Source organism: Streptomyces nodosus (genome assembly GCF_008704995.1).
Classification (GTDB): Bacteria; Actinomycetota; Actinomycetes; order Streptomycetales; family Streptomycetaceae; genus Streptomyces; species Streptomyces nodosus.
In genome coordinates, this window is record NZ_CP023747.1 from 5,103,963 (window position 1) to 5,128,903 (window position 24,941).

Sequence of the window (24,941 nt, forward strand, 5' to 3'; positions counted from 1 at the left end):
TGGATGCGGGTGTTTTTTCCGTTCCGTTACCTAGGAGACGAGGAGGTCGGTGCCGATGGTCCTCGCTCTGACTGTGTGCGGAATCGTCGTGGTGCTCGCGGCGGTGGGACTGTTCGTCTTCGGTCTGCGCCGCAGGCTCATCCAGCGCTCCGGTGGGACCTTCGACTGCAGTCTGCGCTGGGACGTGCCGGAGAAGCCGGACACCGGCGGCAAGGGCTGGAGCTACGGCGTGGCCCGCTACAACGGTGACTGCGTCGAGTGGTACCGGGTCTTCTCCTATGCGCTGCGTCCCCGCCGCATCCTGGAACGCTCGGCGATCGAGGTGGCCGGCCGCCGTCTTCCCGAGGGCGAGGAGGAGATGGCGCTGCTCTCCGACGCAGTGATCCTCACCTGTCTGCACCGGGGCACCCGCCTGGAACTCGCGATGAGCGACGACGCGCTGACCGGCTTCCTCGCCTGGCTGGAAGCGGCCCCGCCCGGGCAGCGTGTGAACGTGGCGTAGACGTTGAAGAAGCTCCCCCGGACCCGGTCCGGGGGAGCTTCGGTGTTTCAGCGGGTGGTGCCCTGACTGCTACAGGTTGTTGCTGATGGCGCTCACCAGTTCACCGCTGCTGGTGTCACCGCTGAACTCCCAGAAGAACGCGCCGCCCAGCCCCTGGTTCTTGGCCCAGGCCATCTTGGTGGCGATGGTGCCGGGGGTGTCGTACGACCACCAGTTGCTGCCGCAGTGCGCGTACGCCGTGCCGGCGATGGTGCCGGTGGCCGGGCAGGACGTCTTGAGGACCTTGTAGTCCTCGATGCCCTGCTCATAGGTGCCCGACGCGGCGCCCGTGGCCTTGCCGCCCGGAGCGTCCTGGGTGACACCGGTCCAGCCGCGGCCGTAGAACCCGATGCCGATCAGCAGCTTGTTCGCGGGCACCCCGGCCGCCTTGTACTTGGCGATCGCGTCGGCCGTGGTGAAGCCGGCCTGCGGGATGCCGCTGTACGAGGTGAGCGGGGAGTGCGGGGCGGTGGGGCCCTGCGCGTCCCAGGCGCCGAAGAAGTCGTACGTCATCACGTTGTACCAGTTGAGGTACTGCGCGGCGCCCCCGTAGTCGGCGGCGTCGATCTTGCCGCCGGAGGTGCCGTCGGCGGTGACGGCCGCGGTGACCAGGGCGGAGGAGCCGAACTTGGCGCGCAGCGCGGAGGCCACGTTCTTGAGGGCCGCGGGGCCGCTGCTGTCGCAGGTCAGACCGCAGGCGTTCGGGTACTCCCAGTCGATGTCGATGCCGTCGAAGACATCGGCCCAGCGGGAGTCCTTCACCAGGTCGTAGCAGGACTGGGCGAAGGCGGTCGGGTTCTTGGCCGCGTCCGCGAAGCCGCCGGACCAGGTCCAGCCGCCGAAGGACCACAGCACCTTGATGTTGGGGTACTTGGCCTTCAGCTCGCGCAGCTGGTTGAAGTTGCCGCGCAGCGGCTGGTCCCAGGTGTCGGCGACGCCGCTGACCGACTCGGCGGCGGTGAACGCCTTGTCGTAGTCCGCGTAGGAGTCGCCGATCGCGCACTTGCCGCCGGTGACGTTGCCGAAGGCGTAGTTGATGTGCGTGATCTTCGCGGCGGAGCCGGACGTCACCAGGTTCTTGACGTTGTAGTTGCGGCCGTAGATGCCCCACTCGGTGAAGTAGCCGAGCTTGACCTTGTCACCGGTCGGCGGGGTGGTGGAGCCGCCGCCCGTGGTGTGCACCTTGACCGAGCCGCTGACCGGACCGGTCTGACCGGCGGTGTCACGGGCCTGGACGTTGTACGAGTAGTCGGTGCCGGGGGTCAGACCGGTGTCCGTGTACGAGGTCGTCGTCACGGTGGCGACCTTGGCGCCGTCGCGCAGCACGTCGTAGTTCTGGACGCCCTTGTCGTCCGTCGCGGCGCCCCAGCTGAGCTTCACCGAGGTGTCGGTGACGCCGGAGGCGGTCGGGGTGCCCGGCGCCGAGGGCGGGTTGTCACCGGGGACCGTGCTGCCGCCGTCGCAACTGCCACCGTTGAGCTTGCAGTTGGAGGGGGAACCGGATCCGGCGCCGTTGAAGCCGAAGGAGACCGACGCGCCGGGGGCGAGGCTGCCGTTGTAGGACTTGTTCTTGGCGGTCCAGTGGGTACCGGAGTTCGTCACATCGGCGTCCCAGGCCGAGGTGACGGAGGTGCCGGAGGGGAAGTCCCACTCGATCGTCCACGAACTGATCGCGGCCGTACCGGAGTTGGTGACCGTCCACTTGCCCTCGAAGCCGGTGCCCCAGTCCTGGGTCTTGGCATAGGTGGCGGTGGCCGACGCGGCGGCCTGGGCGGGGCCCGCAAGGCCGACCAGACCGGCGAGCGGGAGCAACAGGGTCGCAAACCCTGCCACGGCTCTGTGTCTGAAGCGCATGCTGCGCCTCCTCGATGTCTCGGGGGCGTGACTGAGCCTTCACGCCCACAGTGCCGCGAGAATAGAAAGGTCTGGACCACGGGTCAAGAGGTCTGGACCAGTGCTCAGTCGATCCGGCCGCTCCCCAACTCCCGTACAAGGACCGCGGCTTGCGCTCTGCTGCGCAGCTCCAGCTTGCCCAGCAACCGGCTGACGTGGGTCTTCACCGTCGACTCGGCCATGGAGAGCCGCCCCGCGATCTCGGCGTTGGACAGCCCCTCACCGAGGCAGGACAGCACCTCCCGCTCGCGCCGGGTGAGGACGTCCAGGACCGCCGGGTCGGCCCGGGGCCCGGGAGCCGCCCGGGCGGCGAACTCCGCGATCAGACGCCGGGTCACGGCCGGCGCGATCATCCCCTCGCCCCGGGCCACCGTGCGCACCGCCTCGATGAGGTCCCGGGCCTCCACGTTCTTCAGCAGGAAGCCGGACGCACCCGCCCGCAGCGCCCCGAACACATAGGCGTCGAGGTCGAAGGTGGTCAGCACCAGCACATCGGCCAGCTGCTCGGCCACCACCTGCCGGGTCGCCGACACCCCGTCGAGACGCGGCATCTGCACATCCATCAGGACGAGATCCGGCCGCAGCTCCCGGGCGAGTGCCACCGCCCGCTCTCCGTCCGGGGCCTCCCCGACCACCTCGATGTCGGGCGCGCTGCGCAGGATGAGGACGAGCCCGGCCCGTACGGCGGACTGGTCCTCGGCGACGAGCACACGGATCATGCGGGATCTCCTTGGGCGAGGGGAAGGTCGGCTCGTACGGTCCAGGAAGGGCCCTCGGGCCCGGCCTCGAAGGTGCCGCCCAGCAGCGCGGCCCGCTCCCGCATCCCGACGAGCCCGGCCCCGGAGCCGGGCGCGCGGGGCCCGGACCGCTCACCGTAGGGGCTGCTCACCCGGACGCGCAGGACCCCGTCCCGCTGCGCCAGCCGTATCGTGATCCGGCCGGGGCGGGCGTGCTTGAGGGCGTTGGTCAGGGACTCCTGCACGATGCGGTACGCGGCCAGCTCCACCGGTACGGGGACCTCCTCCCAGGAGGCGTCGAGGACGATGTCGAGGCCGCCCGCGCGGGCCCGGTCGACCAGGGCGCCGAGGCCGTCCAGGGAAGGTGTCGCGGCGGGCTCCCGGGCGTCGGCGGTGGCGGCCCGCCCCGCCGGGCCCTCGGGGCCGGGGGCGCGCAGGATCCCGATCAGCCGCCGCATCTCGGCGAGGCCCGCCACGCTGTTCTCGCGGATGACGGCGAGGGCGTCCTTGGACGTGCCCGGGTCGTCGAGGGAGAGGGCAGCCGTGGAGTGGATGGCGATCGCGGACAGATGGTTGGCCACCAGATCGTGCAACTCCCGTGCCATCCGGGCCCGTTCCTCGGTGACGGCCTGGGTGCGATCCAACTCGGCGAGCAGCGCGGTCTGTTCGGCGCGCAGACGTTCGGCCACGGCGGTGTCGCGATGGTTGCGCACCACCCAGCCGGTGGCCGCGGGCCCCAGGCAGAGCACTGCCACGGCCGCGCCGATCAGCAGGCTCTGCGGGGTGCGCCAGAGCGCGAAGGGGACGACGGTGCCGAGCACCGTGAGCACCCCCGTGATCCAGGGGATGCGGCGGGCGGAGGCGGCCGAGCCGTACAGGACGGCCGCATACACCAGATCGGTGAACATCACCGTCGTGGCGAGGCTGCCCCGGGTGAAGAGGTCCGCGACGATCGCCACGGTCCCGGTGGCCAGCGCCGCCCGCGGGCGGGTGCGGCGCAGCAGTTCACAGCCCGCCGTCACCACCAGCGGGATCAGGATCGCCCAGCCCCGGTCGAGGACGGACGTCGGGTCGTGGCCGGTGCGGAGCCCCGCGCCGAGCAGCAGGAGCCCGCCGAGCAGCCCGCCGGCCGCGATCAGGACGTCGTCGCGGTGCGGACGGGGGAGTCGCGGGGCCATGGCTCCATCCAACAGGGCGGGCGGGCCCGGCACCTGATGCCGGAGGAGGGTCCGCGTGTACATCGAAGGATGCAGAGGGAGTTCGTCACCGCCGACGACGCCCGCGGTGCCGGCCCCCGGGACGCTGGAGGGGGGAACGAGAGGAGCGAGCCGTGATCGTCGCCTTGGTCGTCGCGTGTGAGGCCGGGTTCTGGGTGCTGCTGGCCGCGGGCCTGGCCGTCCGCTGTCTGCTGGGGAAGCGCCGTACCGGCGCGGCGCTGCTGCTGGGGGTGCCGCTCCTCGAGGTGGTCCTGTTCGTGGCCACCGCGGTCGATCTGAGGAACGGTGCGGAACCGGGCTGGGAACACGGCCTGGCGGCGCTCTACCTAGGCTTCACCGTCGCCTACGGCCCCTACACCCTCCGGTGGCTGGACGGGCACGCGGCCCACCGCCTGGGCGGCGGCCCGCCCCCGCCGAAGCCGCCGCGCCACGGCATGGCCCGCGCGGGACACGAGGCGAAGCTGTGGCTGCGGACCGTGGCCGGGGCGGCGGTGGCGCTGCTGCTGCTCCAGCTCGCCGTCCGGTACGTGGGTGACTCCGGTGACACCGGGTCGTTGCGCGCCTTCCAGGGGCTGGCCCTGCGCTGCGCAGGCCTCCACGGGGTGATCGCGCTGACGTATGTGCTCTGGCCCAAGAAGGCCCCGCCCCCGGCTCCGGCCCGAGCCCCGGCCCCGCATGAGGCCGCGCACCGGGACGGACGGGAGGCCGCACACGAGGAGCACGGCCGCCCCGCGACCGGCCGGTAGCCGCCTCGCCGCCCGCGAAAGGACCGGCGCGGCGGCCCAGGCTCCGAAGAGCGCGACGGCTCAGCGCTCTCCGCCGGGCACCCACAGCACGTCGCCGGTCTCCTTGTTGGCATGGCGGGCCAGGATGAACAGCAGGTCGGACAGCCGGTTGAGGTAGGCAGCGGTCAGCGGGTTCATCGTCTCGCCGTGGACCTCGAGCGCGGTCCAGGTCGACCGCTCGGCACGCCGCACGACCGTGCACGCCTGGTGCAGCAGGGCGGCGCCGGGCGTGCCGCCGGGCAGGATGAACGAGCGCAGTTTCTCCAGTTCGGCGAGGAAGCGGTCGCAGTCCGCCTCGAGCCGGTCCACATAGAACTGCTCGACCCTCAGCGGCGGGAACTCGGGGTTCTCGGCCACCGGCGTCGAGAGGTCCGCACCCACGTCGAACAGGTCGTTCTGCACGCGGGTGAGGACCTTGACGACCTCCTGGTCGAGGCCGCCCAGCGCGATCGCGGTGCCGAGCACCGCGTTCGCCTCGTTGGCGTCCGCGTACGCGGCGATGCGCAGGTCGGTCTTCGGCACCCGGCTCATGTCGCCGAGGTTGGTGGTGCCCTTGTCGCCGGTCCGCGTGTAGATGCGCGTCAGATTGACCATGCTGCCAATCTAGACCGTTCCTTCACCGGTGCCGAGGCGCGCCCCGGGGCGGCGGACCGGGCGCGTCCGAGGGCCCGTACGGGGCGTCGGTCCCGGAGCCGGGGCGGCGGGGGCCGCGGTGGCCGGGCGCCGTGAGCAGCACGGGGCAAGAGGGGTGAAGCCTCCCGTGAGGTGTCAATCATCGCGGAACCGTGCGGAATTGCCCCCGTTCCCGCCCCGGTCGGCGCCCCCGTGGCCAGGGCCGGAGACGTCTCCTGCCCCGGTGTGCGGGACGTGACACGTATCTCACGCTGTGAGACGTGACACGGGTTACTAAGCGCTCACACCACCGCTCACGAGCGCTAGGGTCCGGCCGAGAGGCATACCAACCGCGCGTCAGGGGAGTCGCACAGTGGCACGGAAGCTTGCCGTCATCGGAGCCGGACTCATGGGTTCCGGAATCGCCCAGGTATCGGCCCAGGCCGGTTGGGACGTCGTGCTGCGCGATGTCACCCAGGAGGCGCTGACGCGGGGCACGGACGCCATCAAGGCCTCGTACGACAGGTTTGTGAGCAAGGGCCGGCTGGCGGCGGACGACGCCGAGGAGGCGCTCGCCCGGATCACCCCGACCACCGATCTCGACGCCGCCGCCGACGCGGATGTCGTCGTCGAGGCAGTCTTCGAGAAGCTCGAGGTCAAGCACGAGATCTTCCGGACGCTGGACAAGCTGGTCCGGGAGGACGCCGTGCTCGCGTCCAACACCTCCGCCATCCCGATCACCAAGATCGCGGCGGTCACCGAGCGGCCGGAGCGGGTCGTCGGGGTGCACTTCTTCTCTCCGGTGCCGATGATGCAGCTCGTGGAGCTCGTCCGCGGATACAAGACGAGCGACGCCACCCTCGCCACCGCCCGTGAGTTCGCCGAGTCCGTCGGCAAGACCTGCATCGTCGTCAACCGCGATGTCGCCGGCTTTGTGACGACCCGTCTCATCTCGGCGCTGGTCGTCGAGGCCGCCAAGCTCTACGAGTCGGGCGTGGCCACCGCCGAGGACATCGACCTCGCCTGCAAGCTGGGCTTCGGTCACGCCATGGGACCGCTGGCCACCGCCGATCTCACGGGCGTCGACATCCTGCTGCACGCCACGAGCAACATCTACACCGAGTCCCAGGACGAGAAGTTCGCCCCGCCTGAGCTGATGCGCCGGATGGTTGACGCCGGTGACTTCGGCCGCAAGAGCGGGCAGGGGTTCTACGCGTACTGAAACCGCACGCGCCTCTGGGGGCCCACCCCATGGGGTGAATTCGGTATCGGTTCGCTTACAGACGGCAACCGGATCGTCCTCTGGGTAGTCAGAGGTTGTCAGAGGTTGCGCAACCTTGACGCGGAGTACGAACGACGCATTCTCGGGGAGCACATATGTATATCAGGGGCGACCACGCCGAGCTGGTCGTCGGGGGCCGCCTCGACGTCCGCAGCGCGGCGGACGCCCGTACGGTCCTGCACGCGGCCGTCGACGACGGCGTGGGCGATCTGGTCCTCGATCTGTCCGAACTGGACTCCTGGGACGCCACCGGACTCGGGGTGATCATGGGGGTCCACCGGCGCGCCGGCCGATGCGGCCGGCGGCTGGTGCTGCGCGATGTGCCGCCGCAGATGCAGCGCCTGCTGGTGGCCACCCGGCTGCACCGGATCCTGGCCATCGAGGGCGGTATCGGGGTGGAGTCACTGCCCCGCGTGTGAGCCGGGGACGCAGGACTCACCGAGGGGGCGAAGACCGGCGAATCGCACGTCGTGCCCAATCATCACGAGATCGTGACGTCTCGGACGGCGCGGTACCCCGGCCTGTCGGAGACCCGGTGCGAAGGTTTAGGGTTCGGCTGCCCATCACCCGACACCTTTGAGCGGGCGCCGGACCAGAAGCGACAGCGCGATGTGCAGCAAGGCCGGGAGGGGCTCAGGCACACGACGCTTTTGGGGGCTTGGACCTATGGACCCGAACAGCACGGGACCCGAGGAGTACGGCCGAGGGGGCACCGGCGGCATGCCGCGTCAGCGCCCGCCGAGGGACCCCCTCACCGCCGACTTCGGGCAGCCGTCAGCGGTGCCCGCCCGCACCGCCCGGATCGTCTCGGGCGACCACCTGCTCACCGTCAACCCCGTGGACGGCAGCGAGATGGAGGTCTGCCCGCCCGGTGAACGGCCCGAGCGGCCGGTGAAGTACACCGCACAGCAGCGGGCCGAACGCGCCCGCGCCGCCCGGCCGCCCGCCCCGGCCGGTCCCGACCGGCCGGAGACGCCGCCCTTCGAGCCCAGGGAGGAACGCGAGCGGCTGGTGCGGCTGCTGGCCCGCGGCCGCTCGGTCCGCCTCACCGGACCCGCGGGTTCCGGCCGCAGCGCGCTCCTTGACGCCGTCGCCGAGGACTGCACCGACATAGCGCCCGACGGGGTGGTGCGGCTCACCGGCTTCCACCGCACCGCGGGCGACCTGCTGCACGATCTCTTCACCGCCGTCTACGACGCGCCGCTGTACCGGCCGGAGCGGGACGAACTGCTCCGGTGCGTCCAGGAGATCGGCGCCGTCGTCGTCCTGGACGACCTGGAGATAGGCGGCAGCGCCCTGGACGAACTGCTCGACGCGACACCCGAGTGCGCCTTTCTGCTCTCGGCCACCCCCGAGGTGCCCGCCCCGTCCTCCGACGCGCAGGTGGAGGAGGTCTTCCTCGGCGGACTCGACCGCGCGGCCTGTCTGGAGCTGCTGGAGCGGGCCGTCGAACGGGCCCTCACCGACGAGGAGGTGAACTGGGCGGGCGACCTGTGGTTCGAGTCCGAGGGACTGCCGCTGCGCTTCGCACAAGCCGGGGCGCTGCTGCGGCAGCACGACCGGCAGCGGGCCGAGGAGCAGGCCGTCGACGAGTTCGGCGTCTTCCAGGACATCTCGGTGGACGTGCCCCTCGACACCGCGGAGGAACGCAGACCTCCGCTGCCGTCGCTGGCCGAGGCCGCCGCGGCCGCCACACTCCTCGCCTCCCATCTGAGCGCGTCGGCGCGCGAGACCCTGAAGTTCGCCGTCGCCCTCGGCGGTGAGGTGCCCCAGCAGACCCATCTGCCGGCCCTGCTCGACGAGACCCACGCGGACGCGACGCTCGCCGAACTCGTCGGCTGTGCGCTGGTCTCCCCGGTCGGCTCCCGCTACCGCCTCGCGGCGGGGGTGCTCGCCCAGCTGGAGGCCGCCGGATACGCCGACGACGCACAGGAGTACGCGCTCAAGGCCGCCCGGCACTACGCCTGGTGGGCCGGGCACCCCTCGGTCACCCCGGAACGTGTCTCCGCGGAGGCCGACGCCGTGCTGGCCGCGCTGACCGTCATGGTCCCGCTCGCCTCCACCGCCGCCGCGGACCCCGACGAGCAGGAGGAGACCTCCTCGCCCGCCGAGGAGGAGGAGAACCTCGCGGTGCGGCTGGCCCGGCAGTCGGCGCCCGCGTTCGCCGCGGGACTGCACTGGAGCGCCTGGGAACGGGCGCTGCGGTCCGGGGTCGAGGCCGCCCGGCTCACCGGCTCGGTCGCGGAGCAGGCGTACTTCCACCACGAGTTGGGCATCCTCGCGCTCTGCTGCGGCCAGTTCGACCGGGCCCGCGCCGAGTTGGAGGCCTCCATCGGGCTGCGGGGCGCCCTGGCCGACAAGCGGGGCACCATCGCCGGACGGCGCGCTCTCACCCTGGTCGCCGACCGCTCCCCCGAGGCCGCGCCCGAGGAGGGCACGGCGTCGGCCGAGGAGGCGCCGGAGACCCGGTCCGAGGAGATCACGGCGCCGCTCAACCTGCCGGCCGTCTTCGGCTCCTCCGACCCGCTGGGGGAGACCACGATCCTGGCCGCGCCGCTGGTCGCGAAGGAGCCGCGGCGCCCGGCCGTCACACCCCCGGCCAAGGGGCTGCGCGGCGTGATGAGGGGCACCCGGCGCAATCTGGTGGCCGCGGGCGCGGGAGCCGCACTGGTCGCCGTGCTCGGCACGGTCGTGACCCTCGGCATGACCTCCGACAACGAGGACAACACCCCCTCGGGGAACGTCCAGGTGGACCCCGCCACGAGTCAGGACGCCGACGAGTACGGCCTCGACTCCGACCCGGCGGAGGAGCCGGGCGGCGGCTCGGACGGCACGGGCCGGGCGGGCGCCACCGCGGGTTCGGGCACACCGAACGCCCCGAGCCCCACGGACCCCGGTCCGGACGGCACCTACGGCACCGCGGACGACCCGACGCCGAGCAGCACCGGCGGGCGGCCGCCGGGCAGTTCGAGCACCCCGGGTTCGACCTCGTCCCCGTCCTCCTCGTCGCCGTCCACCTCGAGACCGCCGAAGTCGACGCCGCCGGCGTCCACGACCAAGCCGACCAAGCCGACCAAGCCGGGTAAGCCGACGACCGACGCGCCCCCGACCACTCCGACCGAGCCGGACACGGAAGAGCCGTCGGAGACCCCGACCACGTCCACCACGGCCAGCGGCCCGACGTCCTCCGTGCCCGCCACCACGACAGGTTCGGCGAGCGCGCCGGTGAGCGGCGTGTCGGACACGCCGAGCGGCTCCGACACGGTGATCTGAGGGCCCGTCGACGGAAAGGGCCGGGTCCGCTGTCCGGACCCGGCCCTCGTCGTCGTACCGTCCCTCAGAACAGGCGCAGCTTGTCGTCCTCGATGCCGCGCAGCGCGTCATAGTCCAGGACGGCGCAGCCGATCCCCCGGTCGGTGGCCAGAACACGGGCCTGCGGCTTGATCTCCTGCGCCGCGAAGACGCCGCGGACCGGGGCGAGATGCGGATCGCGGTTGAGCAGGTCCAGATAGCGGGTGAGCTGTTCCACCCCGTCGATCTCGCCGCGCCGCTTGATCTCCACGGCCACGGTCCCGCCCTCGGCGTCCCGGCACAGGATGTCCACCGGCCCGATCGCCGTCATGTACTCGCGGCGGATGAGGGTGTAGCCCTCGCCGAGGGTCTCGATGCGGTCGGCGAGCAGTTCCTGGAGGTGTGCCTCCACACCGTCCTTGATCAGGCCCGGGTCCACGCCGAGTTCATGGCTGGAGTCATGGAGGACCTCCTCCATGGTGATGATCAGCTTCTCGCCCGCCTTGTTGATGACGGTCCAGACGCCCTCCTCCTCGCCCGCGCCCTCCTTCAGGGTGCAGGGAGGGGACATCCAGTTGAGGGGCTTGTAGGCCCGGTCGTCCGCATGGATCGAGACGCTGCCGTCCGCCTTCACCAGGATCAGACGGGGCGCGGAGGGAAGGTGGGCGGTGAGCCGGCCCGCGTAGTCGACGGAGCATCGGGCGATGACGAGACGCATGGTCGGCAACGCTACTCGACTCCGCACCCCCCGCGCGATTCGCCCTCGGCGGCCGCTCCGTCCCGGGGGCGCCCCCGGGGTCCGCCGGGCGTGATCTCTCGGCCGTTCCCGCGGGGCGCGCACCGATGCTCCCCGAGCGCCCCTCCGGCCGCCCGTGCGCCCCGGACACCCTTCGGGCGACCCTTCCCGCGCGCGGTCCTCCCTCCGGGCCCTGGCCACTCCCGTAAGCCTCGGCGGGGCCTGTCCGGCGGCTGTGCGCCGGTCCGTCCGGGCTCGTTCCCCGGGGTCTTCGGGCCCGGTGCGGCCGTCTCTCGGGGCCTCTCCCTTTCACCCGGGATGCCCCTGTTCGTCTATGGCTGGTTGTGTGCCGTACGGGGTTTCACTGAATACGCATTCTTGTGGTGTCGTCACCGGCTGTTGCCTACCGTAGTAAACGGGAGGTCGCGCACCGTGTACTCAGCGTGTTCGACGGCGCGGGACTCCCCTATCTGTCCATCAACCCCTGTTGTCTCGGGGTGCGAGAGGAGTACCCATGTCGCTCGACGTCTCACCGGCCCTCCTGGAACAGGCCGAGCGAGGCGAGGTCGACGAAGCGGAATTCGTCGACTGCGTCCGGACCTCCCTGCCCTTCGCATGGGAGATGATCAGCTCCCTGGTGGCCCAGCTGAAGGTGGACGGCGGTACGTTCGCCGACAACCAGACGCCGCCGCCGGACGAGCAGGCACGTGGGCAACTGCTGCGTGCACTCGCGAGCGACGCGATACGCGGCGCCCTGCAGCGGCACTTCGGAGTGCGCCTGGCCTTCCAGAACTGCCACCGGGTGGCGGTGTTCCCGCTGGACTCCTCGGTGGACGACACGCTGGCCCGCTTCACCTCGGTCCGCAGCCAGGTGCTCAACCAGTCGCCGGAACTGCGCGACTGCTGAGCGCGGACCAAGCCGCCGGGCTTGCCGCTCCGTACACGGGAGGCGCATTCCGTGGCCGGGCGGCAAGCTCCCGTCGGCGGCCCGGGGGAGGGGTCGTGCGCGGGTGGACTCAGCCGAGTCGGGGAAGCACATCGGTCCCCAGCCTGCGTACGTTCTCCTCCGTCGCCGGCAGATCGCCCGAGCCCTCGACCAGCAGGGCGAAGCGGGTGATACCGGTCCGCTCCGCCGTCGCGGAGAGCCGGTCGACGCACAGCTGCGCGGTGCCCACCGGGTGCAGATCGCAGAGCAGTTCGGTGTAGGAGAGCGGGTCCCGCATCGCACGGTTCCGGCCGTCGATCGTCACATGCGCGGCGAGGCCCTGTTTCAGCCAGCCCGGCATGGCCTTGGTCAGCGCCTCCACCGCGTCGGACCGCCGGTCCGCGATCTGGCAGACACCGGCCGAGACATGCTCCGCGGCGGCGATCACCTCGCCGTCGACCCCGGCCGTGCGCGCGCAGCTCCGCCACAGTGCGACCATCTCCGCCTTCTCCTCGTCCCCCGCATGCATGCCGAGCAGCATCGGCAGGCCCCGCTCCGCCGCCAGGCGTACGCTCGCCGCCGAGGTGCAGGCGACGACGACCTCGGGCTGCCCGGTGTCGTCGAGCGCCTCCCGTGGCCGGGGGACGACCGGGACCTCGCGGAAGCTGAAGCGCTCCCCGGTGGCGGCGACGGAGGGTTCGCGCAGCCAGCGCACCAGCAGATCGAGTGATTCGGGGAAGCCGGTCTCGTACGCCTCGAGGCCCGAGCCGAAGACCTCCAGATCCACCCAGGGTCCGCCGCGCCCCACCCCGAGCGAGAGGCGCCCGCCCGAGGTGACGTGCAGCAGGGCCGCCTGCTCGCCCAGCGCCACCGGGTGGACGGTGGGCAGCACGCTCACCGCGGTGCCGACCCGGATGCGACGGGTGCGGCCCAGCAGCAGCGCCGCCAGGGTGATCGCCGACGGGCAGGTCCCGTACGGCACGAAGTGGTGCTCGGCCAGCCATACGGTGTCCAGTCCCGCCTCCTCGGCGGCCTCGGCCGACCGCACCGCGCGGTGCAGCGCCTCCCCCTGGCCCTGGCCCGGAAACTGGGCGGCCAGCACAAAACTTCCTACGCGCATCGCAGTTCCTGCTTTCCTGGCTCCGACACGGAGCTCCCCCGCTCGGCATAACTGCGTGACAAGTGCCTAAGTCACGGCGTGACGGCGGGATTTCCGGATTGTCTGCAGAATGAACCGATGAAGACGGGTTCTGTCGGAGACGGTGACGAAGATGACCTCCCGCCCGCTCCGCGTACGCTGGAAGCGGTCCCTGCTCCCTACGGCCCGTGAGGTGTTCTGTGTCCCCGCGTCGCAACCGACCCAAGGGCGCCGGTTTCTCCGGCCGGAACGCGGACGACGACGACAGGTCCCGTTACGGCGGCCTCCAGTTCACCGAGAGCTGGGGCGGCGAGCAGTGGTGTGTGCGTCATGTGGCGGGCGGCAGCACCGAGGGCAAGAGCTACCGCTGCCCCGGCTGCGACCAGGTGATCCCCTCGGGCGTTCCGCATGTGGTGGCCTGGCCCGAGCACTCGGGCGTGGACGAGCGCAGGCACTGGCACAAGGCCTGCTGGAACGCGAAGGACCGCCGCACCACGCGGGCGCAGCGGTCCCGTAACGCGCCGAAGTACTGAACCGGCCCTACACGTCCCGCTTCTCCAGCAGCAGATAGGCACCGGCGAACGTCACGACCGTCACGCCCAGGGCGATCCACAGCGGGTCCCAGCCGGACGGTCCTGAGTCGCTCAGCGAGTTGGAGTAGAAGATGCTGAGCTGGTTCGGGATCGAGTACTCGAACAGCGCCTGGCGTACGCTCTCGAGCGACTGCGTGACCATGAACAGCGCGATGACCAGCGGGGCGAGTACCGTCCCGATCATGATGGTGATGGCGCCCGCGGAGTGCCGCACGATCGAGCCGACGAGCAGCGAGAGCAGGCCGAGCAGGGCGATGTAGAGCGAGATGCCGACGGTGCCCTTCAGCCACTCCGCCCTGGTGGGATCGGTGATGCCGTGACTGCCCAGCATGGCGATCTGGGCGAGGGCGACCACGAAGGCCGCCACCAGGGTGACCACGAAGGAGACCAGGAAGAAGACGATCGCCTTCGCCGTGAGCACCCGCCCGCGGCTGGGGCACGCGGTCATCGTGGTGCGGATCATGCCGGTGCCGTACTCCGACGAGGTGGTCAGCACGCCGAGCGTGACGATGCACATGGAGCCCAGGAGCAGCCCGAAGAACCCGAGGGACAGCGGTTGCACCCGCTGGCCCTCGTAGGTGGAGTGCGCGACCACCGCACCCGCTGCGAGGCCGAGGCCGATCACCAGCAGGACGAACACCCCGAGCGTCCACATCGTGGAGCGCAACGATTTGATCTTCGTCCACTCGGAGGCGATGGCGTGACCGAGGTGGGTCCGCACCACCGGGATCGGCGAGACATAGGTGGGGTACGCGGATCCGGGCGCCGCCTGGATGACGGGCTCGGCCTGCGGCATCGGGGGCTGGGGCGTGCTCATCGGGCGTCCTCGGACTCGGTCGGGGCGGCGGTGGCCTCCGGCTCGTGCGGTGCCGAGAGCTCGGGGGCGGCGGGGGAGGGCGGCGCGGACGGCTGCTGAGGCGCGGGCGCGGCCGGCGCGGCGGCGGGCTCCGCGGGCGCCGGCCGGGCGTGCGGGCCGGGCTGCCCGGCCGCGGGGCCGACGGGCGCCACAGGGGCGGCGTAGGGGTTCGCGGGCGCCTGCCCGGGCCCTCCCTGCGCGGTGGGCGCATGACCGCTCTGCTGGGGCGGCGGAGGGGCGTACCAGCCCGGCTGGCCCTGTCCCGGCACCGGCATGGGCAGGGGCGGCAGGGCGCCCGGCGGCAGCGGCTGCATCAGCCCCGCCTTCTGGTCGGTGGTGGAGCGGTAGTCGACCGCGCCCTGCGTCATCCGCATATAGGCCTCCTCGAGCGAGGCCTGGTGCGGGGAGAGCTCCCACAGCCGGACGTCGACGTCATGGGCCAGATCGCTGATGCGCGGCAGCGGCAGCCCGGTGACGCGCAGTGCGCCGTCCTGTTCGGGCAGTACATGGCCGCCCGCCTCGGTGAGCGCGGCGGTCAGCTTCTCCCGCAGCTGGGGCTCGGTGTCGGGGGTGCGGACGCGCGCGAAGCCGGCGGAGTTGGCGGAGATGAAGTCCCGGACGCTCATGTCGGCGAGCAGCCGGCCGCGGCCGATCACGATCAGATGCTCGGCGGTCAGGGCCATCTCGCTCATCAGATGGGAGGAGACGAAGACGGTGCGGCCCTCCGCCGCGAGGGACTTCATCAGATTGCGCACCCAGAGGATGCCCTCGGGGTCCAGGCCGTTGACCGGCTCGTCGAACAGCAGCACCTGGGGGTCGCCGAGGAGCGCGGCGGCGATGCCGAGCCGCTGGCCCATGCCGAGTGAGAACCCCTTGGAGCGTCTTCGGGCGACGTCCTGGAGGCCGACGACCCCGAGCACCTCGTCGACCCGGCGCGCCGGGATGCCGGAGAGCTGGGCCAGGGACAGCAGATGGTTGCGGGCGGACCGGCCGCCGTGCACGGCCTTGGCGTCGAGCAGGGCACCGACCTGCCGGGCCGCGTTGGGGAGCTTGCGGTACGGATAGCCGCCGATCGTGACCCGGCCCGCGGTGGGGTTGTCCAGGCCGAGGATCATCCGCATGGTCGTCGACTTGCCGGAGCCGTTGGGCCCCAGGAAGCCGGTGACGGTACCCGGGCGCACCTGAAAGGAAAGGTTGTCCACGGCCGTCTTGTCGCCGTAGCGCTTCGTCAGGCCGACTGCCTCGATCATGCTCCGCACCCATCGAAAGGTTCAGGACGTCGGGGCCCACACTGCCCCCGTAAGGGTTAGGAGGATAACCGGGGACTGACGGTTCCACTCAAGAGAGGGCAAAAGTTCGCAGGTCGTGCGGGGGAGTCCGGCCTTGACGCGGTATATCGCGGGGCGGGAGGGATCTTTCCTGGTCAGAGGCGGTCGGGCGGCCCGGTTCCACGGCGGGGCGGGTTCGCCGGCCGGAGCCGTGATCGCGCGGGGCGCCCTGGCGCCCGGGCCGGGCTCGCGATCCGCGAAGCCCTGTGCCACCAGATGACCGGTGGCACAGGGCTTCGCGGAGGTCGGGATGCTACGGGCGCGGAGCGTCAGCGGGACTGCTGCGCGGGAACCCCACGGGTGACCGGCTCGTCCTCGACCGGCGCGCCCGCGGCGGCGACAGCGGCGCCGGTGAGCGTGGCGAGCATCTCGCGGACGTTGGTGAGCTGGGCGTTGATGGAGTCGCGACGGTTCGTCAGCGCCGCCAGCTCGCGCTCGGATTCCGAGCGGATGCGGTCGGCCTTGGCGTTCGCGTCGGCCACGATGTCCTCGGCCTGGCGCTGGGCCGTCTCCACCGTCTGGCGGGCGCGGCGCTCGGCGTCGGTGCGCATCTTCTCGGCCTCGAGACGCAGCTGCTCGGCGCGGTGCTCGATCTCGGCGAGGCGCTTCTCGGCCTTGGCCTGCCGGGAGGCCAGATCACGCTCGGACTGCTCGCGGCGCTTGGCGAGGTTGGTCTCGAAGTCGGCGGCGGCCTGCGCGGCCTTGGCGCGGGTCTCCTCGAAGAGAGCGTCCGCCTCCTCGCGCTTGGACTGTGCGTCCTTCTGCGCGTCGCTGCGCAGCTGCGCGGCGTCGCTCTTGGCCTTGTCGACGATCCGGGCGCCCTCGTCCTCGGCCTTGGCCTTGCGCTCCGTGGCGAACGACTCCGCGTCGTTGCGCACCTGCTGGGCGGCCGACTCGGCCAGCTCCCGGTGCTGCTCGGCGGCGCGGCGGGCTTCCTCACGCAGCTCCTTGGCCTCCTCCTCGGCAAGACGGAGGATCTTCTCGACGCGCGCGCCCAGACCCGCGTACGACGGCTCGGCGTCGCTGACGGCGGCTTGGGCGTTCTGCGTCTCGAGGTGGAGCTCCTCGATGCGCTTTTCCAGAGCGGTGATGCGGGTGAGAGCACTGTCACGGTCGGAGACGAGCTTGCCGATGCGTTCGTCCACCTGAGCGCGGTCGTACCCACGCCGCACAAGCTCGAAGCCGTAGGGGGAAGTGTCGCTCATGGGGTTCCTGTCGAAAGAGACCGGTGAGGTGATAGGGGAATCCTAGGGGGCAAAGCGGCGTGTCATCGAGCGGATACGTGTTTGATCTGGAGAATGACACCCCTTTTGGGTGGCTGAGTGTCAGAGGGCTTGCCAGGACCTGTACGAAAAGCCCCGGCAAGCCCCGAATGGGCGTTTCGGCTAGCCCTCTGACGTCTTGCCGCCCGAACGAGGCGCCCCGACGGTCGCCCCGGCCTTGACGCCTCCGTCCTTGCCTCCCGAGGGGGCCTCGAAGGACTCCAACGCCTCCAGGACGTCCTGGACACGGGAGATCTCGGCATTGATGTCCGCGCGCCGGCGCACCAGGACCTCGAGCTCCTGCTTGCCCTCCTCGACGGCCTGCCGGGCCTCACGGACCGCCTCGGCCTTGATGTTCTCGGCCTCGGCGACCAGCTTCGCCTTCTTCTGCTCGGCCTCCTTGAGCAGCGCCTCGGCCTTCTTGACCGCTGCGATACGGACCTTGCTGGCCTCGGAATCGGCCGCCGAGGCGGTCTCCTTCGCCTGCTCCTTGGCCTTCGCCAGCTGCTCCTCGGCGGCCTTGATCAGCGCATCGCACCGCTCGCCCGCCGACTTCATCGCCTCGGCCGACTCCCGCCGCGCCCGGTCGTGCAGCTCCTCGATCTCGCTGGTGATGCGGTCGCGCAGCTCCTCCGCCCGCTCCCGGATCGCGGCGGCGTCCCGGCGCGTGCCGGCGAGCAGCTCGTCGGCGTCCGCACGGGCCCGCTCCACCAGGGTGTTGCCCTCGACCGTCGCCTCGGCGACCAGACGATCGGCCTCCGTGCGGGCCGCGCCCACCATCGAGTCGGCCTGGGTCTCGGCGTCCGTCGTCGTACGGCGCGCGGTCTGCTGCGCCTCCGCGAGCAGCTTGTCGGCCTCGGAGGCGGTCTCCGTGATGAGGGTGTCGACCTGCTCGGCCGCCTCGGAGCGCCGCTTGTTGGCCTCCTTGCGCGCCTCGTCCAGGGTGTGCTCGGCCTCCTCGCGGGCGGCCGTGGTGACCCGCTCGGCCTCGGCCTGCGCCTCGGACCTGAGCCGCACCGACTCGCTGCGCATCCGCTGGGCGTGCTGCTGCGCCGACCCGACCGTCTCGGCGGCCTCGGCACGCAGCCGCTCCGCCTCGTCGCCCGCGTCCGACAGCAGCTTCTCGGCCGCGTCCGCGGTCTCCGACGTCAGCCGCTCTGCCTCCGACCGCGCCTCGGTGATGAGGGTGTCGGCCTGCACGGCCGCGTCCGAACGGATCCGGTTGGCGTCCTGGCGCGCCTCCGCACGGGTGCGCGTCGCGTCCTGCTCGGCGCCCGCGATGGCGTCGGAGGCCTCCGTCCGCACCCGTCGGGCGTGCTCGGCGACGTCCGAACGGATCCGGTCGGCCTCGGCGATCGCCTCCGAAACCGTGCGCTCCGCGAGGGACTTGGCGGCACCCGACTCCTCGGTGGCCTCCCGCCGCAGCCGCTCCGCGTCCTCGGTGGCCCGCTCGCGCTCCGCATGAGCGTCGGCACGGACCCGGTCGGCCTCCTCCTGCGCCTCGGTGCGGGTGCGCTCCGCGGTGTGCTCGGCGGCCGAGCGCAGCCCGGAGATCTCCTCCTGCGCCTGGTCGTGCAGCCCGGCCACGGAGTCCCGGACCTGCTGGGCGTGCTGCTCGGCGGCGGACACCATCTCGGTGGCGCGCCGGTCGGCCTCCTCGACCAGCCGTACGGCCTCGGCCTGGGCCTCCTCGACCCGGGCGCGCGCCACCGAGAGCAGCTCCTCGCTCTGCTCGCGGGCCCGCTCGCGCTCCTGGTCGGCCTCCTGACGGGCCGAGCCGAGGAGTTCCTCGGCCTCGCGACGGCGCCGGGCGGCCTCCTCCTGCGCGGCGGCCAGGGTCTCGGTGGCCTCGGCACCCAGCCGCTCGGCAGCCGCCTGCGCCTCGGCGCGCACCCGGTCGGCGGTGTCCTGCGCCTCCGACTTGAGCCGCTCCGCCTCGGCGGCGGCCTCCGAGCGCAGCCGTACGGCGACGGACTCGCCCTCCGCACGGGAGGCGGACGCGTCCGCGGCGGCCTCCGTGCGCAGCCGGTCCGCCTCGGCCTCGGCCTGCGCCTGAAGCGTCCGGATCCGCTCCGCGGCCTCGGTGCGCAGCCGGTCGCTCTCCTCGACGGCCTCCCGGCGGATCCGCTCGGCCTCCGCACGGGCCTCGTCGAGCGCCTGCTCGGCGGAGGCGAGCCGCTGCTCGGCCTCGGTCCGCAGCCGGGTCAGCTCCTCGGCGGCCTCCTCCCGGCGGGCCTCGACCGCACGCTCGGTGTCCTCCCGCAGGGCGAGGGCGTCCCGCTCGGCCTCGGCCTTGGTGGCCTCCGCCTGCTTCTCGGCCTCCTCGCGGTGCTTCTCGACCTCCTTGCGGGTGCGCTCCAGGGTCTCCTCGGCCTGGCGGCGCAGCGTCGTGGCGCGCTCGATGGCCTCGGTGCGCACCTTCTCGCTGTCGTTGGTGGCCGCTTGGCGCAGCTCGTCCGCGTCGGCCTTCGCCTTGGCCAGCAGTTCCTCGGCGGTCCTGGCCGCCTCCTCGATCTGCTGGACGGCCTCGCGCCGGGCCTCGGAGCGGATCCTCTCGCCCTCGGCGACCGCCTCGGCCCGCAGCTGCTCGGCCTCGCCGCGCAGCCGGCGCGCCTCCTCCTGCAGCTCGACCGTCTTGGCGCGGTACTCCTTGGTATCGTCCTTCGCCGCGCCCTTGAGCTGCTCGGAGATGTCCTGCGCCTCGGAGCGCAGCCGGTCCGCCTCGGCCTCGGCCTCCTTGCGGATCCGCTCGGCCTCCTCGGAGGCCGCCCTGGTCGTCGCCCTGGCGTCCTCGGAGGCCTTGTTCAGGACCTCCTCGGCCGTACGGGCCGTCTTGGCGAGCTGGGAGGCGCTCTCCTCGGCCGTGATGGTGCGGGCCTTCTCGGAGGCCTCCGCGAGGATCTTCTCGGCCTCGGTCCTGGCGTCCGCCACCGACTGCTCGGCCTCGGCCTTGGTGGTCTCCGCCTCCTTGGTGGCCTCGCCGACCAGCCGGGCGACCTGCTCCTTGGCGGTGCGGGTGCGCTGCTCGTTCGCCGACTCGGCGGAGGCGAGCGACTTGGCCGCGGCCTCCTTCGCCTCGGCCACCACCTTGTCGGCCTCGGCGCGCGCCGCGCGCAGCGCCGCCTCCGCCTCGGCGATCCGCTGCTCGGCCGCGCGGCTCACCTCGGCCGCCTGCCGGCGGACGGCGTCGGACTCGGCCGCGGAGCTTGAGCGCAGCTGCTCGGCGTGGTCCGTGGCCTCCTGGGCCTGGCTGGACGCGGCGTTCAGCAGCCGCTCGGCGTCCGCGCGGGCCCGGCGCAGCAGCTGCTCGGCCTCCGCCCGGGTGGCCTCGGCGTCGCTCTGGAGCCGCTGTCTGGCCTCCATGGTGAGCCGCTCGGCCTCCGCGCGGGCGGCGGCGAGCGCCTGCTCGGCCTCGGCGCGCGACTCGTCCACCAGACGGCGGGCCTGCGCCTCGGAGCGGGCCCGCAGCTGCTCGGCCCACGCCACGTTCTCGTTGACGTGGGACTCGACGGTCTGCCGGCGCTCCGCCAGCTCCTGGTCGAGCTGCTGGCGACGGGTGACCGCCTCCGAGTGCAGCTCGGCCTGGAGACGCGCGGTCTGTTCGGCGTGCTCCTGGAGGATGCGCTGCGTCTGCGCGCGGGCCTCGCTCAGCTCCCGCTCGGCGTCGGACCGCATCTGGTCCGCCTGCATCTGCGCATTGCGCAGCATCTGCTCGGCCTGATAGCCGATGTCGGCCCCGTCATAGGAGGGACGGGTCATGAGGGTGCGTCGCGCCTCGTGCAGCTTGGCGCGCAGCACCTCTACCTGGTAGCCGAGGTCCTCGGCGTGCTGGATCGCCTTTTCCCGCTCGGTCTTCAGCCGCTCCATCTCGGCCTCGAACCGAGAGAGGTGGTCGACGTCAGCCGCCGGCTCTCGCTCCTGGCGTTCGTAGCCCCGCACTGCGCGGTCCCATCCGTCCCCTGGTCGCAAGCTTCTCCAAACGAGCTCCGTCCATCCGCCGGACGGGGCCCCCGGGGAATGGTGTCAGATCAACGGCGGAGCACGGGCAGCCGCCCCGGTGCTCTGTCCCCCGAAAACACGGACCCCGGCCACAGGCCCTGTCGTCGAACTCCCGTCTGCCCGGCGGACAGAGGGCGGGAATGGGCCGACAAGGCCTGGCGTCCCACCGGTCAGGCAGGACGCGGTCACCCTGGTGCAGCGGCGACCGCCCCCAACCCTACCGGCCCTTATGTACGGGAGTCAGTGCTCAGGTGACTCAACGGCCGCGGATGTGACCAGTTCTGTGAGAACTCCGTGACAATCCTTGGGGTGCAGAAAGGTGATCCGGGACCCCATGGAACCCCGTCGTGGCTCGTCGTACAGCACGCGCACGCCCTTGTCCCGGACGGCCTCCGCGTCCCCGTCGACGTCCGCCGTGCCGAAGGCGATGTGATGTACGCCCTCCCCGTTCTTGGCGAGCCACTTCGCCACGGCGGAGTCCTCGCGGACGGGTTCCAGCAGCTGGAGGTAGGAGGCCCCGCCGTCGCCCGTGTCATTGATCTTCAGCATGGCCTCGCGGACGCCCTGTTCCTCGTTGATCTCGGTGTGGAACACGGAGAAGCCGTAGGTCGAGGTGTAGAACTCGACGGTCTTCTCCAGGTCGAAGCAGGCGATCCCGATGTGGTCGATTCGCGTCAGCATGGAGTCAGTGCAACGCTCTCCGGGCGGTTACGCAACGTGCGCGCGATCACACCGACGGCTTGATGACGGGGTGGACCGCCGGTCAGTACATTCGAAGTAAACCCTCGTTCACTCCTCGGCCGTCCAGGCCGGAAGGGGATCGCAGCTCATGTCTGGAACGAACAGCTCCACCTCCGTGATCGTCGCCGGAGCCCGTACCCCGATGGGACGGCTGCTCGGCTCGCTGAAGTCCTTCTCCGGGGCCGATCTCGGCGGTTTCGCGATCAAGGCCGCCCTCGACCGTGCGGGGATCGGCGGCGAGCAGGTGCAGTATGTGATCATGGGTCAGGTGCTGCAGGCCGGGGCGGGGCAGATCCCCGCACGCCAGGCTGCGGTCAAGGCGGGCATTCCGATGAACGTCCCGGCCCTGACGGTCAACAAGGTGTGTCTGTCGGGCCTCGACGCGATCGCGCTGGCCGACCAGTTGATCCGTGCGGGTGAGTTCGATGTGATCGTCGCCGGCGGCCAGGAGTCCATGACCAACGCCCCCCATCTGCTGCCGAAGTCCCGGGACGGCTACAAGTACGGCGCCGTCCAGATGGTCGACGCGATGGCCCACGACGGCCTGACCGACGCCTTCGAGAACATCGCCATGGGCGAGTCGACCGAGAAGCACAACACGCGCCTCGGCATCACCCGTCCGGAGCAGGACGAGATCGCGGCGCTCTCCCACCGGCGCGCCGCCGAGGCCCAGAAGAACGGCGTCTTCGAGGCCGAGATCACCCCGGTGGAGGTACCGCAGCGCAAGGGCGATCCGGTTCTCTTCAGCCGTGACGAGGGCATCCGCGGCGAGACCACGGTGGAGTCGCTCGCGAAGCTGCGCCCGGCCTTCACCAGGGACGGCACCATCACGGCAGGTTCCGCCTCGCAGATCTCGGACGGTGCGGCGGCCGTGGTCGTGATGAGCAAGGCCAAGGCCCAGGAGCTCGGCCTGGAGTGGATCGCGGAGATCGGCGCCCACGGGAATGTGGCGGGACCGGACAACTCGCTCCAGTCGCAGCCCTCGAACGCGATCCTCCACGCGCTGAAGAAGGAGGGCCTGGAGGTCTCGGACCTCGATCTGATCGAGATCAACGAGGCGTTCGCGGCGGTGGCCGTGCAGTCAATGAAGGACCTGGGGGTTTCCACCGAAAAGGTGAACGTCAACGGTGGTGCGATCGCCTTGGGTCACCCGATCGGGATGTCCGGCGCCCGGCTCGTCCTCCATCTCGCCCTGGAGCTGAAGCGGCGCGGCGGAGGCGTCGGCGCGGCGGCCCTGTGCGGTGGCGGCGGCCAGGGCGACGCGCTGATCGTGCGGGTGCCCAAGGCCTGAGCGTCCGTCTCCCCGCCTCCCGAACCCGAACGGAGCTGTGATGCAGGACGTCTCCTCGCTGGTGGCCCAGGCCCGGGAGGGCGGGCCGCGGGCCGTGGCACGGCTGATCTCCCTGGTCGAGGGGGCGTCCGAGCAGCTCAGGGAGGTCATGGCGGCCCTGGCGCCGCTGTCCGGCGGGGCGTATGTGGTGGGCCTCACCGGGTCGCCGGGCGTCGGCAAGTCCACGTCCGCATCGGCGCTGGTGACGGCCTACCGCAAACAGGGCAAGCGGGTCGGGGTGCTGGCCGTGGACCCGTCCTCGCCCTTCTCGGGCGGTGCGCTGCTCGGTGATCGCGTACGGATGTCGGAGCACGCCTCCGACGCCGGCGTGTACATCCGGTCGATGGCCACGCGGGGGCATCTGGGCGGCCTCGCCTGGGCCGCCCCGCAGGCGATCCGGGTGCTGGACGCGGCGGGCTGCGAAGTGATCCTGGTGGAGACCGTCGGCGTCGGCCAGTCGGAGGTCGAGATCGCCTCCCAGGCCGACACCTCGGTCGTGCTGCTGGCCCCGGGGATGGGCGACGGCATCCAGGCCGCGAAGGCGGGAATCCTGGAGATCGGCGATGTCTATGTCGTCAACAAGGCCGACCGGGACGGCGCGGACGCCGCCGCCCGTGAACTGAACCACATGCTGGGCCTCGGCGAGGCGCGGGCCCCGGGTGACTGGCGTCCGCCGATCGTGAAGACGGTCGCCTCCCGGGGCGAGGGCGTCGAGGAGGTCGTCGAGGCCCTGGAGAAGCACCGGGCGTGGATGGAGGAGCGGGGGGTGCTCGCCGAGCGCCGGCTGGCCCGCGCCGCCCGCGAGGTGGAGACCATCGCGGTGACGGCCCTGCGGGAGCGCATCGGCGATCTGCACGGCGACCGTTACCTGGGTGCGCTGGCCGAGCGGATCGTGGCGGGCGAGCTGGACCCCTACCGGGCGGCCGACGAACTGGTGGCGGGACTGACCGAGGGCTGACGGGGCCGCGACGCACGGCCCCGGCCGGTGCCACACGGCCGGCCGCCGGGCTCTGCCCCGGGCGAGCCGGGCGTGCCGTCGAGGGCCCCTGGTGGCGCGGATGCGTCCGCCCGGCCGCGGGGAGCAGCCGGGCGGGTCGGGGTCATGCGCTGGGGCGCGGCGTCACGGCTTGCCGCGCTGGCACCTCAGGTGTTCGGCGATCGGGCGCAGGGACCGGTGTACCTGCTCCAGGTCCTCGGGGGACATCAGATCGATGAAGTGCCGCCGTACGGAGCCCACATGGTGGGGAGCGACCTTCTGCACCGTCTCCCTGCCGTGATCGGTGAGGACCGCGTACAGACCTCGCCGGTCGGACTCGCAGTTCTCGCGGCGGACCAGGTTCGCGTTCTCCATCCGGGTGATCTGGTGCGAAAGGCGGCTCTTGGACTGGAGGGTGGCCGCCGCGAGGTCGCTCATCCGCATCCGGCCGTCCTCGGACTCCGAGAGGTTCACCAGGATCTCGTAGTCGTTCATCGTCAGGCCGAACGGCTGAAGATCCTTCTCCAGCTGGTACATCAGCAGCCGGTTGACGTCCAGAAGGGTGCGCCAGGCGCACTGCTCCGCTTCGGTCAGCCAGCGCGTTGCCGTCTCGGTCTCCATGAATCAAGTCTACCTAAAAAGTTGAAAGGCGAACTAGTGAGGGTGGTGTGACAGTGCGCACGCGTTCGACGTCACACT

General features: G+C 71.7%; 21 protein-coding genes. 9 read left to right on the top strand and 12 right to left on the bottom strand.

Annotated elements, in window-relative coordinates; translation table 11 throughout:
- Positions 1–55: 55 nt before the first annotated feature.
- Positions 56–502, top strand: a complete 447-nt coding sequence (locus CP978_RS23135; protein WP_043443918.1) for a DUF2550 domain-containing protein — start codon at positions 56–58, stop codon at positions 500–502.
- Positions 503–571: 69 nt separating this feature from the next.
- On the opposite strand, the gene CP978_RS23140 is transcribed toward CP978_RS23135, so the two are convergent.
- From CP978_RS23140 to CP978_RS23150, 3 genes are all read right to left on the bottom strand, one after another.
- Entirely contained in the window at positions 572–2,395 is a 1,824-nt protein-coding gene (locus tag CP978_RS23140) for a glycoside hydrolase family 18 chitinase (RefSeq protein WP_043443920.1), read from the bottom strand.
- Positions 2,396–2,499: 104 nt separating this feature from the next.
- Entirely contained in the window at positions 2,500–3,153 is a 654-nt protein-coding gene (locus tag CP978_RS23145; protein WP_043443922.1) for a response regulator, read from the bottom strand.
- Positions 3,150–4,349, bottom strand: a complete 1,200-nt coding sequence (locus tag CP978_RS23150; protein ID WP_043443925.1) for a sensor histidine kinase — start codon at positions 4,347–4,349, stop codon at positions 3,150–3,152. Before CP978_RS23150 ends, CP978_RS23145 begins: the two co-directional genes overlap by 4 nt.
- 152 nt (positions 4,350–4,501) lie before the next feature.
- Here CP978_RS23150 and CP978_RS23155 point away from each other — a divergent pair, with 152 nt between their 5' ends.
- Positions 4,502–5,134, top strand: coding sequence for a hypothetical protein (locus CP978_RS23155; RefSeq protein ID WP_043443927.1), 633 nt, complete (start codon positions 4,502–4,504; stop codon positions 5,132–5,134).
- A gap of 60 nt (positions 5,135–5,194) precedes the next feature.
- Here CP978_RS23155 and CP978_RS23160 read toward each other — a convergent pair whose 3' ends face one another.
- On the bottom strand, positions 5,195–5,767 hold the full coding sequence (locus CP978_RS23160; RefSeq protein WP_043443929.1) for a cob(I)yrinic acid a,c-diamide adenosyltransferase: 573 nt from the start codon (positions 5,765–5,767) through the stop codon (positions 5,195–5,197).
- 391 nt (positions 5,768–6,158) lie between these two features.
- Between CP978_RS23160 and CP978_RS23165 the strand changes: the two genes are divergently transcribed.
- The 3 genes from CP978_RS23165 to CP978_RS23175 all read left to right on the top strand — a co-directional run bounded on the left by CP978_RS23165 (position 6,159) and on the right by CP978_RS23175 (position 10,340).
- Complete coding sequence (locus CP978_RS23165; RefSeq protein WP_043443931.1) at positions 6,159–7,007, top strand: 3-hydroxyacyl-CoA dehydrogenase family protein; 849 nt, start codon at positions 6,159–6,161, stop codon at positions 7,005–7,007.
- A gap of 155 nt (positions 7,008–7,162) precedes the next feature.
- On the top strand, positions 7,163–7,486 hold the full coding sequence (locus CP978_RS23170; RefSeq protein ID WP_043443933.1) for an STAS domain-containing protein: 324 nt from the start codon (positions 7,163–7,165) through the stop codon (positions 7,484–7,486).
- A gap of 247 nt (positions 7,487–7,733) precedes the next feature.
- Complete coding sequence (locus CP978_RS23175; RefSeq protein ID WP_043443935.1) at positions 7,734–10,340, top strand: ATP-binding protein; 2,607 nt, start codon at positions 7,734–7,736, stop codon at positions 10,338–10,340.
- Between the two features lie 64 nt (positions 10,341–10,404).
- On the opposite strand, the gene nucS is transcribed toward CP978_RS23175, so the two are convergent.
- A complete protein-coding gene (nucS, locus tag CP978_RS23180; protein WP_043443937.1) occupies positions 10,405–11,076 on the bottom strand; it encodes an endonuclease NucS in 672 nt (223 codons plus the stop codon).
- Positions 11,077–11,608: 532 nt separating this feature from the next.
- Between nucS and CP978_RS23185 the strand changes: the two genes are divergently transcribed.
- On the top strand, positions 11,609–12,001 hold the full coding sequence (locus CP978_RS23185; RefSeq protein ID WP_043443939.1) for an SCO5389 family protein: 393 nt from the start codon (positions 11,609–11,611) through the stop codon (positions 11,999–12,001).
- Positions 12,002–12,110: 109 nt separating this feature from the next.
- On the opposite strand, the gene CP978_RS23190 is transcribed toward CP978_RS23185, so the two are convergent.
- On the bottom strand, positions 12,111–13,139 hold the full coding sequence (locus CP978_RS23190; protein WP_043443941.1) for an LLM class flavin-dependent oxidoreductase: 1,029 nt from the start codon (positions 13,137–13,139) through the stop codon (positions 12,111–12,113).
- Between the two features lie 218 nt (positions 13,140–13,357).
- Here CP978_RS23190 and CP978_RS23195 point away from each other — a divergent pair, with 218 nt between their 5' ends.
- Positions 13,358–13,690: a hypothetical protein gene (locus CP978_RS23195; protein ID WP_043443943.1), complete on the top strand. Its 333-nt coding sequence runs from the start codon at positions 13,358–13,360 to the stop codon at positions 13,688–13,690.
- Positions 13,691–13,697: 7 nt separating this feature from the next.
- Here CP978_RS23195 and CP978_RS23200 read toward each other — a convergent pair whose 3' ends face one another.
- From CP978_RS23200 to mce, 5 genes are all read right to left on the bottom strand, one after another.
- Positions 13,698–14,567 carry an ABC transporter permease gene (locus CP978_RS23200; protein ID WP_043443945.1) on the bottom strand — a complete coding sequence of 290 codons (870 nt, stop codon included), beginning with the start codon at positions 14,565–14,567 and terminating at the stop codon, positions 13,698–13,700.
- Entirely contained in the window at positions 14,564–15,856 is a 1,293-nt protein-coding gene (locus CP978_RS23205) for an ABC transporter ATP-binding protein (RefSeq protein ID WP_150478291.1), read from the bottom strand. The genes CP978_RS23200 and CP978_RS23205 overlap by 4 nt, the downstream gene beginning before the upstream one ends.
- Positions 15,857–16,203: 347 nt before the next feature.
- Positions 16,204–17,139, bottom strand: coding sequence for a coiled-coil domain-containing protein (locus tag CP978_RS23210; protein ID WP_043443947.1), 936 nt, complete (start codon positions 17,137–17,139; stop codon positions 16,204–16,206).
- A 180-nt stretch (positions 17,140–17,319) separates the two neighbouring features.
- Entirely contained in the window at positions 17,320–21,135 is a 3,816-nt protein-coding gene (gene scy, locus CP978_RS23215; RefSeq protein WP_043443949.1) for a polarized growth protein Scy, read from the bottom strand.
- A gap of 300 nt (positions 21,136–21,435) precedes the next feature.
- Positions 21,436–21,876, bottom strand: coding sequence for a methylmalonyl-CoA epimerase (gene mce / locus CP978_RS23220; protein WP_043443951.1), 441 nt, complete (start codon positions 21,874–21,876; stop codon positions 21,436–21,438).
- Between the two features lie 148 nt (positions 21,877–22,024).
- On the opposite strand from mce, the gene CP978_RS23225 reads away from it, so the two are divergent.
- Positions 22,025–23,227 carry an acetyl-CoA C-acetyltransferase gene (locus CP978_RS23225; protein WP_043443954.1) on the top strand — a complete coding sequence of 401 codons (1,203 nt, stop codon included), beginning with the start codon at positions 22,025–22,027 and terminating at the stop codon, positions 23,225–23,227.
- A 40-nt stretch (positions 23,228–23,267) separates the two neighbouring features.
- Positions 23,268–24,224, top strand: coding sequence for a methylmalonyl Co-A mutase-associated GTPase MeaB (gene meaB / locus CP978_RS23230; protein ID WP_043443956.1), 957 nt, complete (start codon positions 23,268–23,270; stop codon positions 24,222–24,224).
- Positions 24,225–24,386: 162 nt separating this feature from the next.
- Here meaB and CP978_RS23235 read toward each other — a convergent pair whose 3' ends face one another.
- Positions 24,387–24,863 (bottom strand): MarR family winged helix-turn-helix transcriptional regulator, encoded by a 477-nt coding sequence (locus tag CP978_RS23235; protein ID WP_043443958.1) that lies wholly within the window; start codon positions 24,861–24,863, stop codon positions 24,387–24,389.
- Positions 24,864–24,941 lie beyond the last annotated feature (78 nt).

What these genes read in the sequence shown, in the direction of transcription:
- CP978_RS23190 (WP_043443941.1), bottom strand. Translation starts at nt 13,139, where the DNA reads ATGCGCGTAGGAAGTTTTGTGCTGGCCGCCCAGTTTCCGGGCCAGGGC.
- nucS (WP_043443937.1), bottom strand. Translation starts at nt 11,076, where the DNA reads ATGCGTCTCGTCATCGCCCGATGCTCCGTCGACTACGCGGGCCGGCTC.
- CP978_RS23140 (WP_043443920.1), bottom strand. Translation starts at nt 2,395, where the DNA reads ATGCGCTTCAGACACAGAGCCGTGGCAGGGTTTGCGACCCTGTTGCTC.
- CP978_RS23225 (WP_043443954.1), top strand. Translation starts at nt 22,025, where the DNA reads ATGTCTGGAACGAACAGCTCCACCTCCGTGATCGTCGCCGGAGCCCGT.
- mce (WP_043443951.1), bottom strand. Translation starts at nt 21,876, where the DNA reads ATGCTGACGCGAATCGACCACATCGGGATCGCCTGCTTCGACCTGGAG.
- CP978_RS23150 (WP_043443925.1), bottom strand. Translation starts at nt 4,349, where the DNA reads ATGGCCCCGCGACTCCCCCGTCCGCACCGCGACGACGTCCTGATCGCG.
- meaB (WP_043443956.1), top strand. Translation starts at nt 23,268, where the DNA reads ATGCAGGACGTCTCCTCGCTGGTGGCCCAGGCCCGGGAGGGCGGGCCG.
- CP978_RS23205 (WP_150478291.1), bottom strand. Translation starts at nt 15,856, where the DNA reads ATGATCGAGGCAGTCGGCCTGACGAAGCGCTACGGCGACAAGACGGCC.
- CP978_RS23210 (WP_043443947.1), bottom strand. Translation starts at nt 17,139, where the DNA reads ATGAGCGACACTTCCCCCTACGGCTTCGAGCTTGTGCGGCGTGGGTAC.
- CP978_RS23200 (WP_043443945.1), bottom strand. Translation starts at nt 14,567, where the DNA reads ATGAGCACGCCCCAGCCCCCGATGCCGCAGGCCGAGCCCGTCATCCAG.
- CP978_RS23235 (WP_043443958.1), bottom strand. Translation starts at nt 24,863, where the DNA reads ATGGAGACCGAGACGGCAACGCGCTGGCTGACCGAAGCGGAGCAGTGC.
- CP978_RS23135 (WP_043443918.1), top strand. Translation starts at nt 56, where the DNA reads ATGGTCCTCGCTCTGACTGTGTGCGGAATCGTCGTGGTGCTCGCGGCG.
- CP978_RS23170 (WP_043443933.1), top strand. Translation starts at nt 7,163, where the DNA reads ATGTATATCAGGGGCGACCACGCCGAGCTGGTCGTCGGGGGCCGCCTC.
- CP978_RS23185 (WP_043443939.1), top strand. Translation starts at nt 11,609, where the DNA reads ATGTCGCTCGACGTCTCACCGGCCCTCCTGGAACAGGCCGAGCGAGGC.
- CP978_RS23160 (WP_043443929.1), bottom strand. Translation starts at nt 5,767, where the DNA reads ATGGTCAATCTGACGCGCATCTACACGCGGACCGGCGACAAGGGCACC.
- CP978_RS23145 (WP_043443922.1), bottom strand. Translation starts at nt 3,153, where the DNA reads ATGATCCGTGTGCTCGTCGCCGAGGACCAGTCCGCCGTACGGGCCGGG.
- CP978_RS23175 (WP_043443935.1), top strand. Translation starts at nt 7,734, where the DNA reads ATGGACCCGAACAGCACGGGACCCGAGGAGTACGGCCGAGGGGGCACC.